13 protein-coding genes and 1 pseudogene are annotated in these 16,173 nt (G+C 38.5%); 2 read left to right on the top strand and 12 right to left on the bottom strand.

The features are described 5' to 3' along the window. Positions 1 to 24: 24 nt before the first annotated feature. The 7 genes from K1I80_RS06760 to K1I80_RS06730 all read right to left on the bottom strand — a co-directional run bounded on the left by K1I80_RS06760 (position 25) and on the right by K1I80_RS06730 (position 7,292). Entirely contained in the window at positions 25 to 828 is an 804-nt protein-coding gene (locus tag K1I80_RS06760) for a phosphatidate cytidylyltransferase (RefSeq protein ID WP_111675265.1), read from the bottom strand. A gap of 18 nt (positions 829 to 846) precedes the next feature. Beyond that, positions 847 to 1,596 carry an isoprenyl transferase gene (locus tag K1I80_RS06755; RefSeq protein WP_002902229.1) on the bottom strand — a complete coding sequence of 250 codons (750 nt, stop codon included), beginning with the start codon at positions 1,594 to 1,596 and terminating at the stop codon, positions 847 to 849. 229 nt (positions 1,597 to 1,825) lie between these two features. Beyond that, positions 1,826 to 2,161, bottom strand: a complete 336-nt coding sequence (gene yajC / locus K1I80_RS06750; protein ID WP_223313796.1) for a preprotein translocase subunit YajC — start codon at positions 2,159 to 2,161, stop codon at positions 1,826 to 1,828. Positions 2,162 to 2,339: 178 nt separating this feature from the next. Continuing rightward, positions 2,340 to 4,316, bottom strand: a complete 1,977-nt coding sequence (gene tkt / locus K1I80_RS06745; protein WP_223313795.1) for a transketolase — start codon at positions 4,314 to 4,316, stop codon at positions 2,340 to 2,342. 634 nt (positions 4,317 to 4,950) lie between these two features. Next, positions 4,951 to 5,208 (bottom strand): hypothetical protein, encoded by a 258-nt coding sequence (locus K1I80_RS06740; protein WP_002927965.1) that lies wholly within the window; start codon positions 5,206 to 5,208, stop codon positions 4,951 to 4,953. Positions 5,209 to 5,369: 161 nt separating this feature from the next. Next, positions 5,370 to 6,293 (bottom strand): CPBP family glutamic-type intramembrane protease, encoded by a 924-nt coding sequence (locus K1I80_RS06735; RefSeq protein ID WP_125435321.1) that lies wholly within the window; start codon positions 6,291 to 6,293, stop codon positions 5,370 to 5,372. A gap of 27 nt (positions 6,294 to 6,320) precedes the next feature. Next, complete coding sequence (locus K1I80_RS06730; RefSeq protein WP_398578178.1) at positions 6,321 to 7,292, bottom strand: serine hydrolase domain-containing protein; 972 nt, start codon at positions 7,290 to 7,292, stop codon at positions 6,321 to 6,323. 133 nt (positions 7,293 to 7,425) lie between these two features. On the opposite strand from K1I80_RS06730, the pseudogene K1I80_RS12090 reads away from it, so the two are divergent. Continuing rightward, positions 7,426 to 7,569, top strand: a pseudogene (locus K1I80_RS12090) (cell envelope); the annotation flags it as partial. 266 nt (positions 7,570 to 7,835) lie between these two features. Next, positions 7,836 to 9,248 carry a restriction endonuclease subunit S gene (locus K1I80_RS06720; protein ID WP_223339023.1) on the top strand — a complete coding sequence of 471 codons (1,413 nt, stop codon included), beginning with the start codon at positions 7,836 to 7,838 and terminating at the stop codon, positions 9,246 to 9,248. Here K1I80_RS06720 and K1I80_RS06715 read toward each other — a convergent pair. From K1I80_RS06715 to hsdR, 5 genes are all read right to left on the bottom strand, one after another. Continuing rightward, positions 9,202 to 9,666: a restriction endonuclease subunit S gene (locus K1I80_RS06715; RefSeq protein WP_317628162.1), complete on the bottom strand. Its 465-nt coding sequence runs from the start codon at positions 9,664 to 9,666 to the stop codon at positions 9,202 to 9,204. The genes K1I80_RS06720 and K1I80_RS06715 overlap by 47 nt on opposite strands. Positions 9,667 to 9,795: 129 nt before the next feature. Next, positions 9,796 to 10,593: a tyrosine-type DNA invertase PsrA gene (gene psrA, locus K1I80_RS06710; protein ID WP_223313791.1), complete on the bottom strand. Its 798-nt coding sequence runs from the start codon at positions 10,591 to 10,593 to the stop codon at positions 9,796 to 9,798. Between the two features lie 56 nt (positions 10,594 to 10,649). After that, the gene (locus K1I80_RS06705; protein ID WP_223339021.1) at positions 10,650 to 12,212 is read right to left on the bottom strand and encodes a restriction endonuclease subunit S; all 1,563 of its coding nucleotides are present in this window, start codon (positions 12,210 to 12,212) and stop codon (positions 10,650 to 10,652) included. After that, positions 12,212 to 13,675: a class I SAM-dependent DNA methyltransferase gene (locus K1I80_RS06700; RefSeq protein WP_125396696.1), complete on the bottom strand. Its 1,464-nt coding sequence runs from the start codon at positions 13,673 to 13,675 to the stop codon at positions 12,212 to 12,214. The genes K1I80_RS06705 and K1I80_RS06700 overlap by 1 nt, the downstream gene beginning before the upstream one ends. Before the next feature lie 12 nt (positions 13,676 to 13,687). Continuing rightward, complete coding sequence (gene hsdR / locus K1I80_RS06695) at positions 13,688 to 16,021, bottom strand: EcoAI/FtnUII family type I restriction enzme subunit R (protein WP_125378784.1); 2,334 nt, start codon at positions 16,019 to 16,021, stop codon at positions 13,688 to 13,690. Positions 16,022 to 16,173 lie beyond the last annotated feature (152 nt).

Raw genomic sequence — 16,173 nt, 5'->3', positions numbered from 1 at the left:
TGCTTTCAGCCATGCACGACTGTCTTAGAACAAGCCGAAGAAATGCATCAGCGGAAAGACGAAGAGAAGGCTGTCAAAACGATCCAAGACACCGCCGTGGCCAGGAATGAATTTACCAGAATCCTTGACCCCGAAATGACGCTTGACTGAGCTTTCGACCAAATCACCTAGCTGGCCGGCAATACTAAAGAGCACTGCCAGAATCAAAAAGACAAAGGCATTATAAGGTGCGTACACTTGCGGTCGAACCAACATAAAGATTCCAGTCACTAGAACAGCTGATAGAATGCCGCCTAGGCTGCCTTCAATAGTCTTATTAGGAGAAACTCTCGGCGCCAGCTTTCTTTTACCGAAACGCACCCCGACCAGATAAGCTCCGCTGTCAGTAGCCCAGACGATAAAGAGAGCTAGCAGGACCTTGTCAATATTCATCAAGCGGGCATCAATCAAGGCATTAAAACCAAGACCGACATAAAAACTCGCTGCAATCGGATAAGCCGCATCTTCAAAAGTATAGTTGGAACCCAGAACAGTCGAAATCAACAGAAGGAAGACGACCAAGCCATAGGCCACGACATTGCCGTCGACCGGCAGAAACTTCAGATAGTTTTCCAGGGGCAGAGTTAGGACAAAGGCTGCCAGCATGGCTAAGACACCTTCGATGGTCGCTGTCGGCAGACCTTTCATTTGGAGAAATTCATGCACCGCCAGCATAGCCAGCAGCCCCACAAAAATCTGAAAGATGACGCCTCCTGTCAATACCAGAGGAATAAAAATAGCAAGAGCGATTCCCCCAAAGATTAGACGTTTTTGTAAATTTTTACTCATACTCTTTTACTTTCTCCCTTAAACACCGCCAAAGCGTCGATTCCGACGGCTGTATTCTGCAATTGCAGCCTTCAAAGCCTTCTCATCAAAGTCAGGCCAGAGGATATCCGTAAAATACAGCTCACTGTAGGCTGACTGCCAAGGCAGAAAATTGCTGAGGCGCAACTCTCCACTGGTCCGAATCACCAGATCCGGATCGCGCAGCATCTTAGGCAAGTTGCTGGTATAGAGGTAGTTGCCAATGACTTCCTCAGTAATGTCACCGGGGCTGAGTTTGGCATCCAGAACATCCTGAGCAATTAGTTTAACCGCCTGATTAATCTCATATCGACCACCGTAGTTTAGGGCAAAATTGAGAATCAAGCCTGTATTGAGCTTGGTCAAGCTTTCAGCCTTTTCCAGAGCTTCAAATGTCGCCTTAGGAAGCTTAGCCGTATCACCAATCATCTGGATTTTAACATTGTTCTTGTGCAGCTCCGGCACATAGCGGTCGTAAAATTCAACCGGAAGATTCATAATAAAAGAAACTTCCTTTTCCGGCCGAGACCAATTTTCCGTTGAGAAGGCATAGACAGTCAAGACCTGAACACCCATTTCCTTGGCAGCAATCGTCACCTTTTGCAGGGTTTCCATGCCAGCCTTATGACCGAACACGCGCGGCTGCATCCTTTTTTTGGCCCAGCGGCCGTTACCGTCCATAATGACAGCAATGTGTTTAGGAACATTCAGCGGTGCGTTCAGCTTTTCTTTTTTCTTAAAACTAAACATACTTTTTATCCTATTTAAAGTTTTGTCAGTTCATTATATCATAAATCCTTGGAATGTGGGCAATTCATCCGCTTTTTCAAGCCTGAGGGCATAAAATAAGGACAGAATGTCAACTAAAAAATCCAAACTCACCCAGCCTGTCCAAACTGCGAGGCGAATAAGCTTGAAACCAGACACCTTCTAAACGTATGAGTCAAAACAAAAAACAGCCCGCAAGCTGTTTATTTCTTTACTCTTCAATCGCTGATTCTTCCTCAGGAACGTCAACGCTTCCTTCACCACCAGCAACAGCAGGAATCCCCTCCGTTAATGGCAGTACGGTCTTAATTGCTGTCAGTTCAAAGGTCAGGTAAACACCGTCCACATCCAGAACAACTGTTTTCTTGTCTGTGTCCACTTCATCTACCGTTCCATACAAACCGCCGATGGTAATGACTTCATAACCCTTTTGCAGCTTGTTAAGACTTTCCATACGCTGCTGAGCCTGTTTCTTTTGAGCACGCATTTGGAAATAAGTCATCCCTACCAGTACAACCGCAAATACAATAAGCATAGTTGGATTCATATCTTTTCTCCTTCGAATGTCATATATGAACTACTATAGCAGATTTCCCTTATTTTTACAAGGCGATTCTGACTTTTCAGGCAAAGTCCGTCTCAAATCGGATGAAGCATGACTGACCTAACGACATTTTTTAAAAAGTAAAAATCAGGATGAGCAACACCCTGATTTTATGTCTTTTTTATTTAAGATTTTTAACAACTTCTGCTACGTTATCAACTGTAAAGCCGTATTCTTCCAGCACCTTGCCTGCTGGCGCAGAGGCACCGAACTGGTCGATTCCGATAACTGCACCATCCAGACCGACATACTTGTACCAAGGCTGGCTAGCTGCCATCTCAATCGCTACACGGCGACGAACTACATTTGGCAGAATTTCTTCTTTGTAGGCTGCATCTTGAGCATCAAAAAGCTCTGTTGATGGCACGCTGACCACACGAATTTTAGCGCCATCTGCTGCAAGTGCTTTAGCAGCTGCAACAGCCAAATTAACCTCAGAACCAGAAGCCAGCAAGATGGTATCGAAATCTGCTCCTGTTTCGTAAACCACATAAGCACCTTTAGCTACCTTGTCAAAGTTTGTGCCTTCTTCGACTGTCAGATTTTGACGGGTCAAGACCAGAGCAGTCGGAGTGGATTGACTCTTAAGGGCCAGGTACCAAGCTGCCTGAGTTTCACGCGCATCTGCTGGGCGGAAAACAGTCAGGTTTGGAATAGCACGCAGACCAGCCAGATGCTCAATCGGTTCGTGAGTTGGACCGTCTTCACCAACTGCAATAGAATCATGCGTGAAAACATAAGTCACTGGCAAACCTTGCAGGGCAGACAAACGGACAGCTGCCTTAACATAGTCTGAGAAGACGAAGAAGGTACCACCATAAACGCGAAGTCCACCATGAAGCGCCATACCGTTAAGAATTGTTCCCATGGCAAACTCGCGCACACCAAATTGGATGTTGCGGTTGAGACGGTGGGCATCATCCTGCAGACCGTCTTCCTTGATGTAGGTCATATTGGAGTGAGCCAAGTCAGCAGAACCACCGAGGAAAGTTGGAAACACCTTAGCTGCTGCATTGAGGGCATCCTGACTGGAATTACGAGTCGCTTGAGAGAAGCCATTTTCAAGCACTGGGAAATCTTCTGGTTTGATTTCTACTGGATCCTGACCAGCAATGATGGCTGTTACTTCTGCTGCCAATTCAGGATGGACTTGCTTGTAGTCCTCTACTAGCTGTTTCCAAGCATCGTATGCTGCTGCACCACGCTCTGCTACATTTGTACGGTAATCTGCATAGACTTCCTCAGGAATCTCAAATGGCGCATAGTCCCAGCCCAAGGCTTTACGAGTAGCTTCCGCTTCTTCTGCTCCCAACGGTGCACCGTGAACTGCATTCGTTCCTTGCTTGTTTGGAGAACCGTAACCGATAACTGTCTTAACTTCAATCAAAGATGGCTTGCCGGAAGCTTTAGCTTCATTGATAGCTGCATCAATCGCTGCAAGGTCTGTCCCGTCTTCCACCAAGGCAGTATGCCAGCCATAGGCTTCATAGCGGGCACGAACATCTTCTGTAAAGGAATCCTTGGTTTCTCCGTCCAAGTTGATATCATTTGAATCATAGAGAACAACCAGCTTGTCCAGCTTTTGTAGGCCAGCATAAGAAGCAGCTTCAGCTGAAACCCCCTCCATCAAATCGCCATCACCACAGATGACATAAGTGTAATGGTCGAAAATTGGGTAGCCTTCACGGTTATACTTAGCAGCCAAGAAACGCTCTGCCTGAGCAAAACCAGTAGCTGTAGAAATCCCCTGTCCCAGTGGGCCAGTAGTAGCATCAACACCAGCTGTGTGGCCAAACTCTGGGTGACCTGGTGTCTTAGAACCCCATTGGCGGAAGTTTTTGATTTCCTCCATGCTGACATCTTTAAAGCCAGACAGATGAAGCAAGGCATAAAGCAACATAGAGCCATGTCCTGCAGACAGGACGAAGCGATCGCGGTTAATCCAGTTTGGCTCTTCTGGATTGATACGAAGTTGTTTAGTAAACAAGTCGTAAGCCATCGGTGCAGCGCCCATGACTACGCCAGGGTGACCTGACTTAGACTTTTCAATCGCGTCAATCCCTAAAAAGCGAATGGCATTAACTGATAATTGTGACATTGGATACTCCTTATTTTTACTATGACTTGTTCTGACATCAGAACAGGATAAACAATGGTCGTAGAAACGAAAAATTGTCTCATATCTATTATATGAAAATTATCCCTATATCGCAAGATAGGGATAATCTCATTTTTTATAGATTTATTATAAATCTTGAAAGCGGTAACAAAAAGACCAAGAATTACACAGGTGACTGTTCACTCTTGGACTGTCAAAAAAATCTGCCCATAAGGACAGAAAAAAAGTAAGAAAGTGAGCATCCCTGCTCCTAAGTTCGACTGCGCACGTGGCTTGTCTCATGAAGTTTTTGCGGAACCTAGTTCTCGCTACTACTCAAACGGCATCTATGCCTCTAAGCTCTGCTTGACTCTGCGAGCCGGCAATCGCTAAAAAATTAGCGGAACGTAGACTTCGCTTGCGCTTAGTCTGCATCAATGCCTCTAAATTCGACTGCGCCTCTGGCTTGTCTCATGAAGTTTTTACAGAACGTAGTTTTCGCTAACGCTCAAACTGCATCTATGCCTCTAAGCTCTGCTCGACTCTGCGAGCCGGCAATCGCTAAGAGGCATAGAAAAACCCAGCTATCCAAATGGTTAGCTGGGTTAGGGTTGAGCTACATCATAGTTTTAGACTATCCTGCGGCCTTGTGATGAATGGTGATGCCATATTTTTCATGGTTTTCTTCATACCAATTAATTAAGGCCATCGCAGTTTGATAAGTAATGTTCTTAATCTTACTGGTCCCTTTAGTTAAGGTCAGGATACTCATCTTGCTGATGTTTGCATCCGTCGCAATCCGATAACTAGTTAAGGTTCCATTAACTAACAACTGAACAACAGCCTCGACTTTCCTGTAGTCAGGCATTGTTGTAATATCCAACTTTTTCATAATTAAATCCTCTCCTAAAATTTAATTTACTAATCCATTATACACTTTTTTCTGACATTTACATATATAAAAACTTGAAAATGTACAAAAAAATTAGAACATAATTCATTGAAATGTCAACTTTTCCTGTTTTATAGACTTTTGAGAGTCTTTTGCCTCTATTAAGATAGAAAAAAAGAATTAATATTATCTTCTTTTCTTACTTTGTTAGATCGCCTTTCCATACTGCTGTTTTTTCTCCATTTTCGTATAGCTAGACCAACGGTTAAATAAAGAATAGTCGGAATCATCCCCACTGAAAGCGAGAAGAGGAAAGCCTGATTTTTTTCTACCGAGACAAATCCTAGTAATAGTAAAGGATTTATAACAGCGTCCTCCATAGTGTGCATAATAACTAGAGGCCAAACAGATTTGGTAATTCTAAAAATCTCTGTATACATGACCGTCCAGCATGCAACAGTTATCATCCCGATAAGGAAGAATGTAAACCTCCCAACCGGCAAGGTATTATGGATTTCTCTCTCAGACAGAAACTTCATAATGTAAGGCAGATGCCAAATCCACCAGATAAAGCCAACAAGTAGATATAGTTTTAAGTCGCATAATTTTAATTTGATTAATTGATTGGTAAGATATGCCCTCCAAACAGATTCTTCAAAAATATTTTTTATGAATTGAGTTCCTATCTGTGTGAGCAAGATTCCAAGATAGGCCGTGAACTCAACCTTCGCATCTATCACTCTGATACCTTGTGTCATCAATCCCAAGAATATCACTATCATCGTAACAAGAGGGTAAACTAAAAAACTAATCAGGTATAATTTTTTATTACTTTTAAAATTAATGGAAAACCCTGCCTCTTTCCAGCCGTCTCCGCTAAAGCTTCGAAGAAAGATGGTACAGATTAAGGGAGTTACCAGCCAAATCAGCATCCCTAAAGAGCCACTTCCTATCTCTGTTCCGATATTTTCGTAATGAGCTTGGCCGGTTACTTTATCAACAACATAACCAATCCAGCCACATAGGGTGCTGAAGAATGCAAAGATAATGACATTGCGCTTAATTGTAGTTATGGACTGTTTCATAGCAGTCTCCTTTCGTCAAAAAATTATTCATCTCTCTTGTTTTAAATCCTTCTGTCTCTTGACACCGGCCGCAATAGCCCGAAAAATGGTAGGGTAGGGACGTTTTTTTGTCTGGTTGAAGGTACCTGTGACAAAGACATCCTTTTCTGGACAATAAAAGGAGAAACTTCCTGTTATCCCACTATGACCGCGAATTTCATGCGCGCCACCGAAAAAGAGAGACATGAAGGAGCTGATTGTCAGCTGCATCATACCGCTGCCATACTTGAGAGGGCGGAATTGAATGGACCGAAAAGTCGGCTGCTGAATATGGGACTTTGCAAACAATTTGCCAGTAAAGAAAGCACGGATAAAGGTCATTAACTCCCTGTTAGTCGCCACAATACCGCCTTGGTAGACTTGACTGGAAAGATAGGCTTGAAAAGCTATAGTTTTCTGGCCATTGTATAGGAGAGCAAGTTTCTCATGGCCTGTCGCCCAATGGGTCTGACTAAGCTGAAGCGGCTGGCAAATGAGATGTTCTAATAGTTGCTCAGCGGTCTGCCCAGTCACTGTTTCAGCCATTTTTCCTAAGAGCATAGCATTGATATCAGCGTAGTAGGCTTTATCTCCGTCCAGACATGATCCAGCTGGCAATTCTGCTATCATTTCCAGCGCTTCCTCAAAAGCTACCCGCCGATCAGCTTTGTACAAGTCATCTATCAAAACCTTTCCATTTGTTTGACGGTCCATTTCATAATTCGGAAAGCCTGATATTTGATCCAGCAGATGTCCTACAGTGACCTGCTCGGCTTGAGGCAAATGCTTGGTCACTTCTGGCGGTAAAATATCCGTCAAGCCTGTATTATAGGTCAGCTTTCCTTGGTCAATCAGTTGGAAAACAATGGCATCGGTGTATAATTTGGAAATACTGGCAATGACAAAAGGCGTGTCACTCGTCATCTGTCCCTTGTTTTCTTCCAAATAGAGTTGTTCCCCCCGTCCCCAGTCAAGTAGCAGTCAAAATGAAACATACCTATAACCCCTAAATAGCGATTTCGGTCGCTATTTATTTTTTTTCGAAAGTTCCCCTTGACTCTTTTACGACTTAGAGTTATCATCAGACCTGAAAAATAGAATTAAAGGAGTTAATATGGAAAAATTCAATTTCGAAAACAATATCGAGCAAGAAAACAAGCTGCCTCAAATTGAAATCTACAAGCTCACTAACTTTGGTGAACTCCAAAATTACACATCTGTAAATATTTTTTCGAAAGATACGTTTGAGGCAATTATCCCGATAAATGAAGACGGCGACCATTTTGTTTACGCTTGTCGATTTTTAAATCCTGAACGAGCGGAAGAATATTTCTGTCGAGGTTGCCAAACGGAAATTCCTGAAGATATTGAATTTTGGAATGAGCAACTACAGGCGGAAAAAGTGGAGGTTTTGGATATTCGGTTGGAGGTTAAAAATTAAAAAATAAACCATCTGCAATCCTACCAATGGTAAATCTATTTCATTCCCGTTCTCTATAAGGCGTATTTTGTACGCCTTTTTACATATTCGAAGCGCATAAGAAACCTTATGAGAAGTTCGCTGATGGAAGTATAAAAGAGTTTAAACATAATATACCTAAAGGATGGACTATAGTTTATTTACCAGATATCTGTGCATTAGAGGATGGCTCAATAAAAAGAGGTCCTTTTGGTAGCTCTATAACAAAGTCAATGTTTGTTCCGAAAGGAGAAAATACATATAAGGTTTATGAACAAGGCAATGCTATAAGAAAAACTATAGATTATGGAGATTATTGGTTAAAAGAGAGTGACTATCTACGTTTAAAAAATTTTTCAATAAAAGCAGGAGATATTTTGATATCTTGTGCAGGTACTATCGGAGAAATCTTTCAAATACCTTCAAATTACTATGATGGAGTTATAAATCAAGCATTATTAAAACTTACGTTAAATCCAGACATAATAGATTCACAATATTTTAAATGGATGTTTATGAGTTTGATTAATACAGTAAAAAAGCATTCTATAGGCTCAGCGATAAAAAATTTAGCTTCAATAAAATTTTTAAAATATGAAGTTCCTATGTTATTACCCCCACTTACCGAACAACAACGCATAGTAGAAGCAATCGAATCAGCTTTAGAAAAAGTAGATGAATATGCTGAAAGTTATAATAGACTAGAACAGCTAGATAAAGAATTTCCAGATAAACTAAAAAAATCTATTCTTCAATATGCTATGCAAGGAAAATTAGTTGAACAAGACTCAAATGATGAATCAGTCGAAGTTTTACTTGAAAAAATACGGGCAGAAAAACAAAAACTATTTAAAGAAGGCAAAATTAAAAAGAAAGATTTGGAGATTTCAATTGTTTCTCAAGGAGATGATAACTCTCCTTATGGGAACAAAGATGAAACAACCTCTTATCCTGTATATGAAATCCCAGAAGCATGGAGATATATTAAATTTGCTAGCCTAGTTAACTTCAGAATAGGAAAAACTCCTCCACGCAGTGAAGCTACTTTTTGGGGAACTGAAATACCTTGGGTATCTATATCAGATATGCCTATATCTGGTTATGTAACTAATACGAGAGAATCTATTTCTAAATTAGCATTAAAATCAAAGAAAATAGACATTTCACCTAAAGGAACTTTATTAATGAGTTTTAAATTATCTATTGGAAAAGTCGCCATATTGGATATTCCTGCTACTCATAATGAAGCTATTATATCGATATTCCCCTATGCTAATAAAGAAAATATTATCAGAGATTACTTGATGATATTTTTGCCACTTATCTCTACTTCAGGCAATTCTAAAGATGCTATTAAAGGAAAAACATTAAATAGTACCAGTATTTCTGAGTTATTAATCCCTATTTCTAACCATGAAGAGATGAGAAGAATCATTTCCAAAGTTGATTTACTTTTTCAAAAAGTTTCTCAACTTTAGAACTAGTGCATTTCTGTTCTTTTTGAGGAGGTAGAGAAATTGTTATGTTTCCTAAATTTTTGATACTAACTCCACCAATTATACCAGATTTACTCTCCTGAAAATCACTGAGAAATTGTGGGCTTTGAAGAAAATAGTAGAGCCATTTATTTTCTCCATAATAAAAGGATAGGCTACATAATTTATTACCAAAACAAACATCTTGTTCCAATAAACCTATTTTGCGTCCAGCACTACCACCTTCTAAGCACAGCAATACAGAATTGGAATAGCTAATTTTGAATTTTGATAAATATCTATCGGGAATTCTAATGCCGTTATCATAATTAATAGTGCTATCAAAATTGACATCCTTGGTTGCGATATAATTAAACCCATCTACTCCAGAAAAATATTTTTTCTTTTCAGTAGCGTTAATACTGTTTCCAGTGTAAAGATTGGATACACTATCTAGAGTTGAGAGAAGCCAGTTTTCTGGTATATTCCCATAAGGAGAGCCATAATCACAAAAAATAGCAGGTAGTCAGTTTGACCACCTACTATTTTTTTACCAATTAACAATTTTATCCACAATATTTTGTTGTTCAGTAGCTGTTTTCCTTAGATAAATTCGAGTAGTCTCTATACTTTCGTGTCCCATCAAATCTGCAAGCAGGGCAATATCATTATACTTCGCTAAAAAATTCTTAGCAAATAAATGCCTAAAAGAATGAGGATAAATTACTTTAGGATTCATTTTGTATTTATCAGCATAATTTTTTAACTGTTGAGCAACTCCTCTTGCTGTAATTGGTTCGTTAAATTTATTCAAAAATAAATAACCACTTCGGCGATTTTCTGATTCTAACCAACTAAGACAACTATTTCTTAATTTTTTAGGAATGTACAGTCTACGAATTTTACCACCTTTTGAGTAAATGTCAAAATAACCGATTTCTACATGCTCTACTTTTAGCTTAATAAGTTCACTTACACGAGCTCCAGTTGCACCTAAAAACCAAACGACAAAATGCCATTTTAAAATACCATCTTTTTTCAAACTACGTTTAAGAAAAAGGTAATCAGCATGGCTAATGACATCTTCTAAGAATGGCTTTTGCTGTACTTTGACAAATTTTAATTTCAAATCATCATGACCAATAAAAGCCAGATATTTATTTACTCCTTGTAGTCGCAAATTGATAGTTTTAGGTTTAAAATTGTCTAATAAATATCCTTTGTATTTAAATAAATCTTCCATTTTGAGTTCGTAATTTTCCAAGAAAAATCGAACACCATAAAGGTACGAACGCACAGTATTTTCAGCTAAACCAGATTTCTTCAAATGTAATTCAAAATCTTTCAATGTAAAACTCCTATCTTATGTTTGATAGAAATTCCACCGCACGTAAAACTATTATACTAAATTAGTGCGTCAATGATATTGATAGATTGTTCGATTTTATCAACGATTCTGGATTGTTCGGATAGTGGGGGGAGAGGAATTAGATATTCTTTTATAGTTTTCGTTAATAATTCTTTTTGTTTTGTACTACCCGATGCTTTTTCTTCAATAACTGACTGCACAATAGGAGAGGAAAGAAAATTATAGATGAAATGGTAGTTAATAAATCCCGATAAGACTCTTATGACTGTAACATGGCTATCTGCAACAGCCCAGCCATAAGGATTTTTATTTTCACTGTAAATAGCTAATCTTCCTAACGTACCTAAACCTGTTGAATTCCACATTAAATCACCATCTCTTAATAATCTTTCTTCCTGGTAACTATTAACTGTTTCAGGAGCAATAAATTTTGCTAAGTCAATGGAAAAACCAGACCATTGGTTACATTTCTGAGCAATCACAGGGTACATAGGAATATTTGAATATTTTGGAGATTTCCCTCGTTGAATGTAGGAAGTTATATCGTTTAACCTCACCCATTCCCAACTTACTGGTATTTCATAGGGTACTTCCTCATAAGGAGAGTTATCATCTCCTTGGGAAACAATTGAAATCTCTAAATCTTTCTTTTTAATCTTACCTTCTTCGAAGAGTTTTTGCTTTTCTGCTCGTATTTTTTCAAGTAAAACTTCGACTGATTCATCATTTGAGTCTTGTTCAACTAATTTTCCTTGCATAGCATATTGAAGAATAGATTTTTTTAGTTTATCTGGAAATTCTTTATCTAGCTGTTCTAGTCTATTATAACTTTCAGCATATTCATCTACTTTTTCTAAAGCTGATTCGATTGCTTCTACTATGCGTTGTTGTTCGGATAGTGGTGGGAGGGGGACGATGGTGCTACCAAATTCCATAGCAGATATCTCTTTAAAAGTTGTCCCGGAAGAACGTAAGATAATATCTTTGGTTCTGCATTGTAATATCCAATATAAAAAATTAATATTAATTATAAGAGGTGTTACAGATTTACACCCCTGATTTGTCGTAAAATCTTCTCTTACAATATTTATATATCCAATTGGAGCTCTACTAGAATAAACGATTGAATTTTTTGGAATTAGCTTAGCTGAAGATTTTTGTAAACCTAACTCGGTAATTAATTTTGATGAAGTTTTAAAAAATTTATGATTTTGTTGCTTTCCCATATCTGCGGGTGTAATCCATATGATTTCACCTCCATAATACAATGGTTCAGAAGACTTGGGAGTGCCTCCCGATGTAATTGTTCCAATATTTCTTATCTTCACCCACTCCCAATTCTCAGGAATATCATAAGGAACCTTAGTTTCTTGAACACTTCCATCAGCGAACTTCTCATAAGGTTTCCCATCATCACCACGAAATATCTCGGTTTCCTTTTTATCTCGCTTGATTTTGCCTTCACTGATAAGTTTTTCTTTCTCAGCTTTAATTCTCTTTAGCAATTCGCTTGCTGGTTCGCCATCAGGATTTTGTGGTACTAATTTCCCTTCCATCGCTCTTTGGAGGATACTTGCCTTAAGTTGTTCTGGTGTCATTATTTGTCCTCCAACAACTGCAAAATATCAGCTAATACAGTATCAATCTTATGATTTAAAGTTGCTCTTTCCACTTGATAATTCTGAATCAACTCAAAGGGATCTAAAATTTCCTCTTCTTCTTTTGGAAAACCACACTGGTCTAAATTATAATTTAGCTCTTCCAATTCGCTAGGTGTAAATGATTTAGATTTATAGAACTTACCTTCCAGAATTTCTTCACGATTTTTCCACCAGTCACGAACAGGATTAAAATGTTCTGACTTCATCGGCTTGGTTTTCGAGAAATTTTTATAACCATCTGGCATATCTAAACGATAAAACCAAGTTTCTTCTGTTTTCTTTGTTTTATCAAAGAAAAGAATGTTCGTATTAATTCCTGTATACGGCGCAAATACACTATGAGGCAACCTAATAATCGTATGTAAGTTGAACTCATCTACCAGTTTTTGTTTCAAGCGAGTTTTTACGCCTTCGCCAAATAGAAAACCATCAGGTAAAATAACCCCAACACGACCATTTTCTTTCAAACGATACATAATAACAGCCATGAATAAGTCAGCTGTTTCAGAACTCCGTAATTCTGCTGGAAAATTATTTTTTATTGTTTCTAATTCAGAACCTCCAAAAGGTGGATTCATCATGATAATGTCAAATTTTTCGTCATCTGTATATTCGCGAACATTTTTCTCCAAAGTATTGCCATGAACAATTTTAGGGTCATCAATTTCGTGAAGAAACAGATTTGTAACTGCTAAAAGGTGGGGAAATGCTTTCTTTTCAATACCAAAAACAGCTGTGTTATATTTCTTAGTGTCTTCACTAGTTTTACGTTGACTACTTAAACGATTCAGAGTCGAAGTTAAGAATCCCCCTGTTCCACAAGCGAAGTCTGCCATTGATTCGCCAAGTTTTGGGTCAAGGACTTCAGCGATAAAGTCAGTCGCTGCACGTGGTGTATAAAACTCTCCTGAGTTCCCAGCACTTTGAATATCTTTAAGAATTTTTTCGTAGATGTCATTAAAAGAATGACGGTCTTCAGGGCTATTGAAGTCGACTTCATCAATAACATTGATTACTTGGCGTAACAAAACACCATTTTTCATATAGTTGTTCGCATCTTCGAAAGCTGACTTGACAATCGTTTTTCGAATAGGCATATTTGGAGTTATTTCAAGCTCTTTCAACTCTTTAAATAATTTATTATTGACAAAATCAAGTAATTCATCACCTGTCAATACCTGTTCCCCTTTTTGAGCATGAGCCCAATTTCGCCATTTTAACTCCTCTGGAATAATCGATTCGTAGTCATCTTCTTCTAACTCCCAAACCATTTCACGGCTATCGTAAATTTTCAAAAATAATAACCAAGACATTTGCTCAATACGTTGAGCATCACCATTAACACCCGCATCGTTTCGAGTGATATCTTGAATTCTTTTTACAAATGATGTAATTGACATATTTTCCTTTCATTAAGCTACCGTAAATAGCTCTTGCTCCAATTCTTTAATTGCTTGTAAATACCGTTTTTTATCTCCAAAGTAAGTATTGATGATTTTGAAGGTTCCACCATATAGCTGAAATTCTGGAAGTTTTAGTGTTTCAATACTTTCGAGTTCTCCAATACCTTTATCCATGTACTTGTCCAACAAAATTTCCAAAACTGCACGTGCTTCTTCGCTATATTTATATAAATATCCACTTCGTTTGAGTTTGTTAATACGCTCTGTTTTGGTTAATTCTTTTTGACCATAGGCAAGTTTTAGGAGTAAATCGAAGTCATCAATTTCTTGCTCCGAAATCCCTTCCGACTCTCGAATAGCATCCAGATAAACTCCTTTTTTATAAAGTTCGTCCAATATAATCTTCTTTTTATCTGCTGTATGCCAAGCCGTGATAAAATCGTTCAAAGTAGCATAACTACCTAAAATATTCTTACGGGTGTAGTCGGTTAGATTTTCAGTGACCAGTTTTCCATTTTCATCCAATACTTGAACTGTTGAATTCAAAATGGTCACTTGCTTATCTGCAACGACATATTTCTCTACTGGGTCACCACCTTCGTCTACAAAACCAGGTGTAGCACCATTATTTGTTTTTGCACCTGTTTCCAGAACCTTCACTGGTTCACCATCAAAATCAGGGTCAGCAAACAAATTAGTAACATTTCGAAAATCAATAATCGTAAAAAATTCTTTCCCCTTTTGAGGATAAAGACGTGTGCCACGACCAATAATTTGTTTAAATTCAGTCATAGATTGGATATTAGAGTCTAAAACAATCAAACGACATGTTTTAGCATTAACTCCTGTCGTTAATAATTTAGACGTTGTTACAATAGCGGGAAAATTAGAATTGACATCCATAAAGTTATCCAGTTGAGCTTTTCCTTCAGCATTGTCACCAGTTACTTGCATGACATAACGATAGTCTTCTTGGACTAAGTCTAGATTCTCTTTTACAAGTGCAGCACGCATCCGTTCAGCATGGTCAATATCAACACAAAAAACAATCGTTTTATCAAATCGTGCATTGTTTTGCTTCATATAGTCCGAAACAAACTTAGCAACTTTTTGAGTTCTATCATCAATAACAATAGTTTTGTCAAAATCTTTCCTGCCGTAGTACCTATCCTCGATTAACTGCCCTTTAGCATCAACTTTCCCAGTTTCTGGACGATAGCCATCCACATCCACATCTAAATTAACTCTCATAACACGATACGGAGCCAAAAAACCATCCTCGATTCCTTGTTTTAAACTATAAGTATAAATTGGCTCCCCGAAGTATTCCATATTGGAGACATCCTTGGTTTCTTTAGGAGTTGCCGTCATACCAATTTGTGTCGCAGAACTGAAATAATCAATCACCTTACGCCAGTTGCTGTCTTCCTTGGCTGATCCACGGTGCGCTTCATCAATTACGATTAAATCAAAGAAGTCTTTGTCGAACTTTTGATAATGCGTTTCAGTACCATCTTCACCAGTTAGTTGCTGATAAAGTCCTAGGTAAATTTCAAAAGAATTTAATTTTTCAGGAGCATTCAAAAGTTTTGGAGTAATTTTCGTCATCACCTTTTCGAATGGCTTAAAGTCTTCAGCCATCGTTTGGTCTACTAAGATGTTTCTATCCGCTAAAAATAAAACTCGTCTAGCCAAACCAGCTTTTCGAAGACGATGAATAATTTGAAAAGCCATGAATGTTTTTCCCGTTCCTGTTGCCATCACAAACATTACTCGTTTTTGTCCTCTGGCAACTGTTTCAATTGTACGGTTGATAGCTATTTGCTGATAATATCGTGGCGTTTTAGTTGAGAAGGCATCTGTGTAATATGGAGTTGAGATAGCTTCTGCTATTTCAGACGTTAGTCCTTTTTCCTTCTTCAGACGAGAAAATAATTCTTCACGAGTGGGAAATTCATCTAGCGCCAGCTCACGCTCTTCTCTTGTGATACGGTCATGCTCAATAAAGCCATCACCATTCGAAGAATAAACAAAAGGAACATCTAAAATCTCACCATATTCAATCGCTTGTTGTAATCCCGCTCGAACGCTATGTTTATTATCCTTTGCCTCAACGATTGCAATTAGAGTTCCAAATTGGTAATACAATGAATAGTCTGATTTTTTCCCTTCTTTGCGACGAGCCTTATCTCCTCTAACCTCGATTCGACCATCAGTGAAGTATTCCTCGTAAGCGATATGCTCACCATTTTTCCATCCTTTGGATACAATAGCAGGAGTGATGAAATTTGCTTTAATATCCTCCTCACTCATTTCTTTCTTAGACTTTATAAACTCAACCATATTGAACCTCCGCATTCTAAAAATCTACTTCTCCATAAAATAAACTATCAGAACAAATTATACTTCTATTATATCACACTTATAAAAATACTCTGCTAAATTGTTGAAAAATAAGTACGTAACCCCTTTCGCACCGCCCTTCGCATCGCGTC

The organism is Streptococcus sanguinis (assembly GCF_019929225.1).
Taxonomy (GTDB): domain Bacteria; phylum Bacillota; class Bacilli; order Lactobacillales; family Streptococcaceae; genus Streptococcus; species Streptococcus sanguinis_J.
This window is presented reverse-complemented; position numbering and strand designations above follow the sequence as displayed.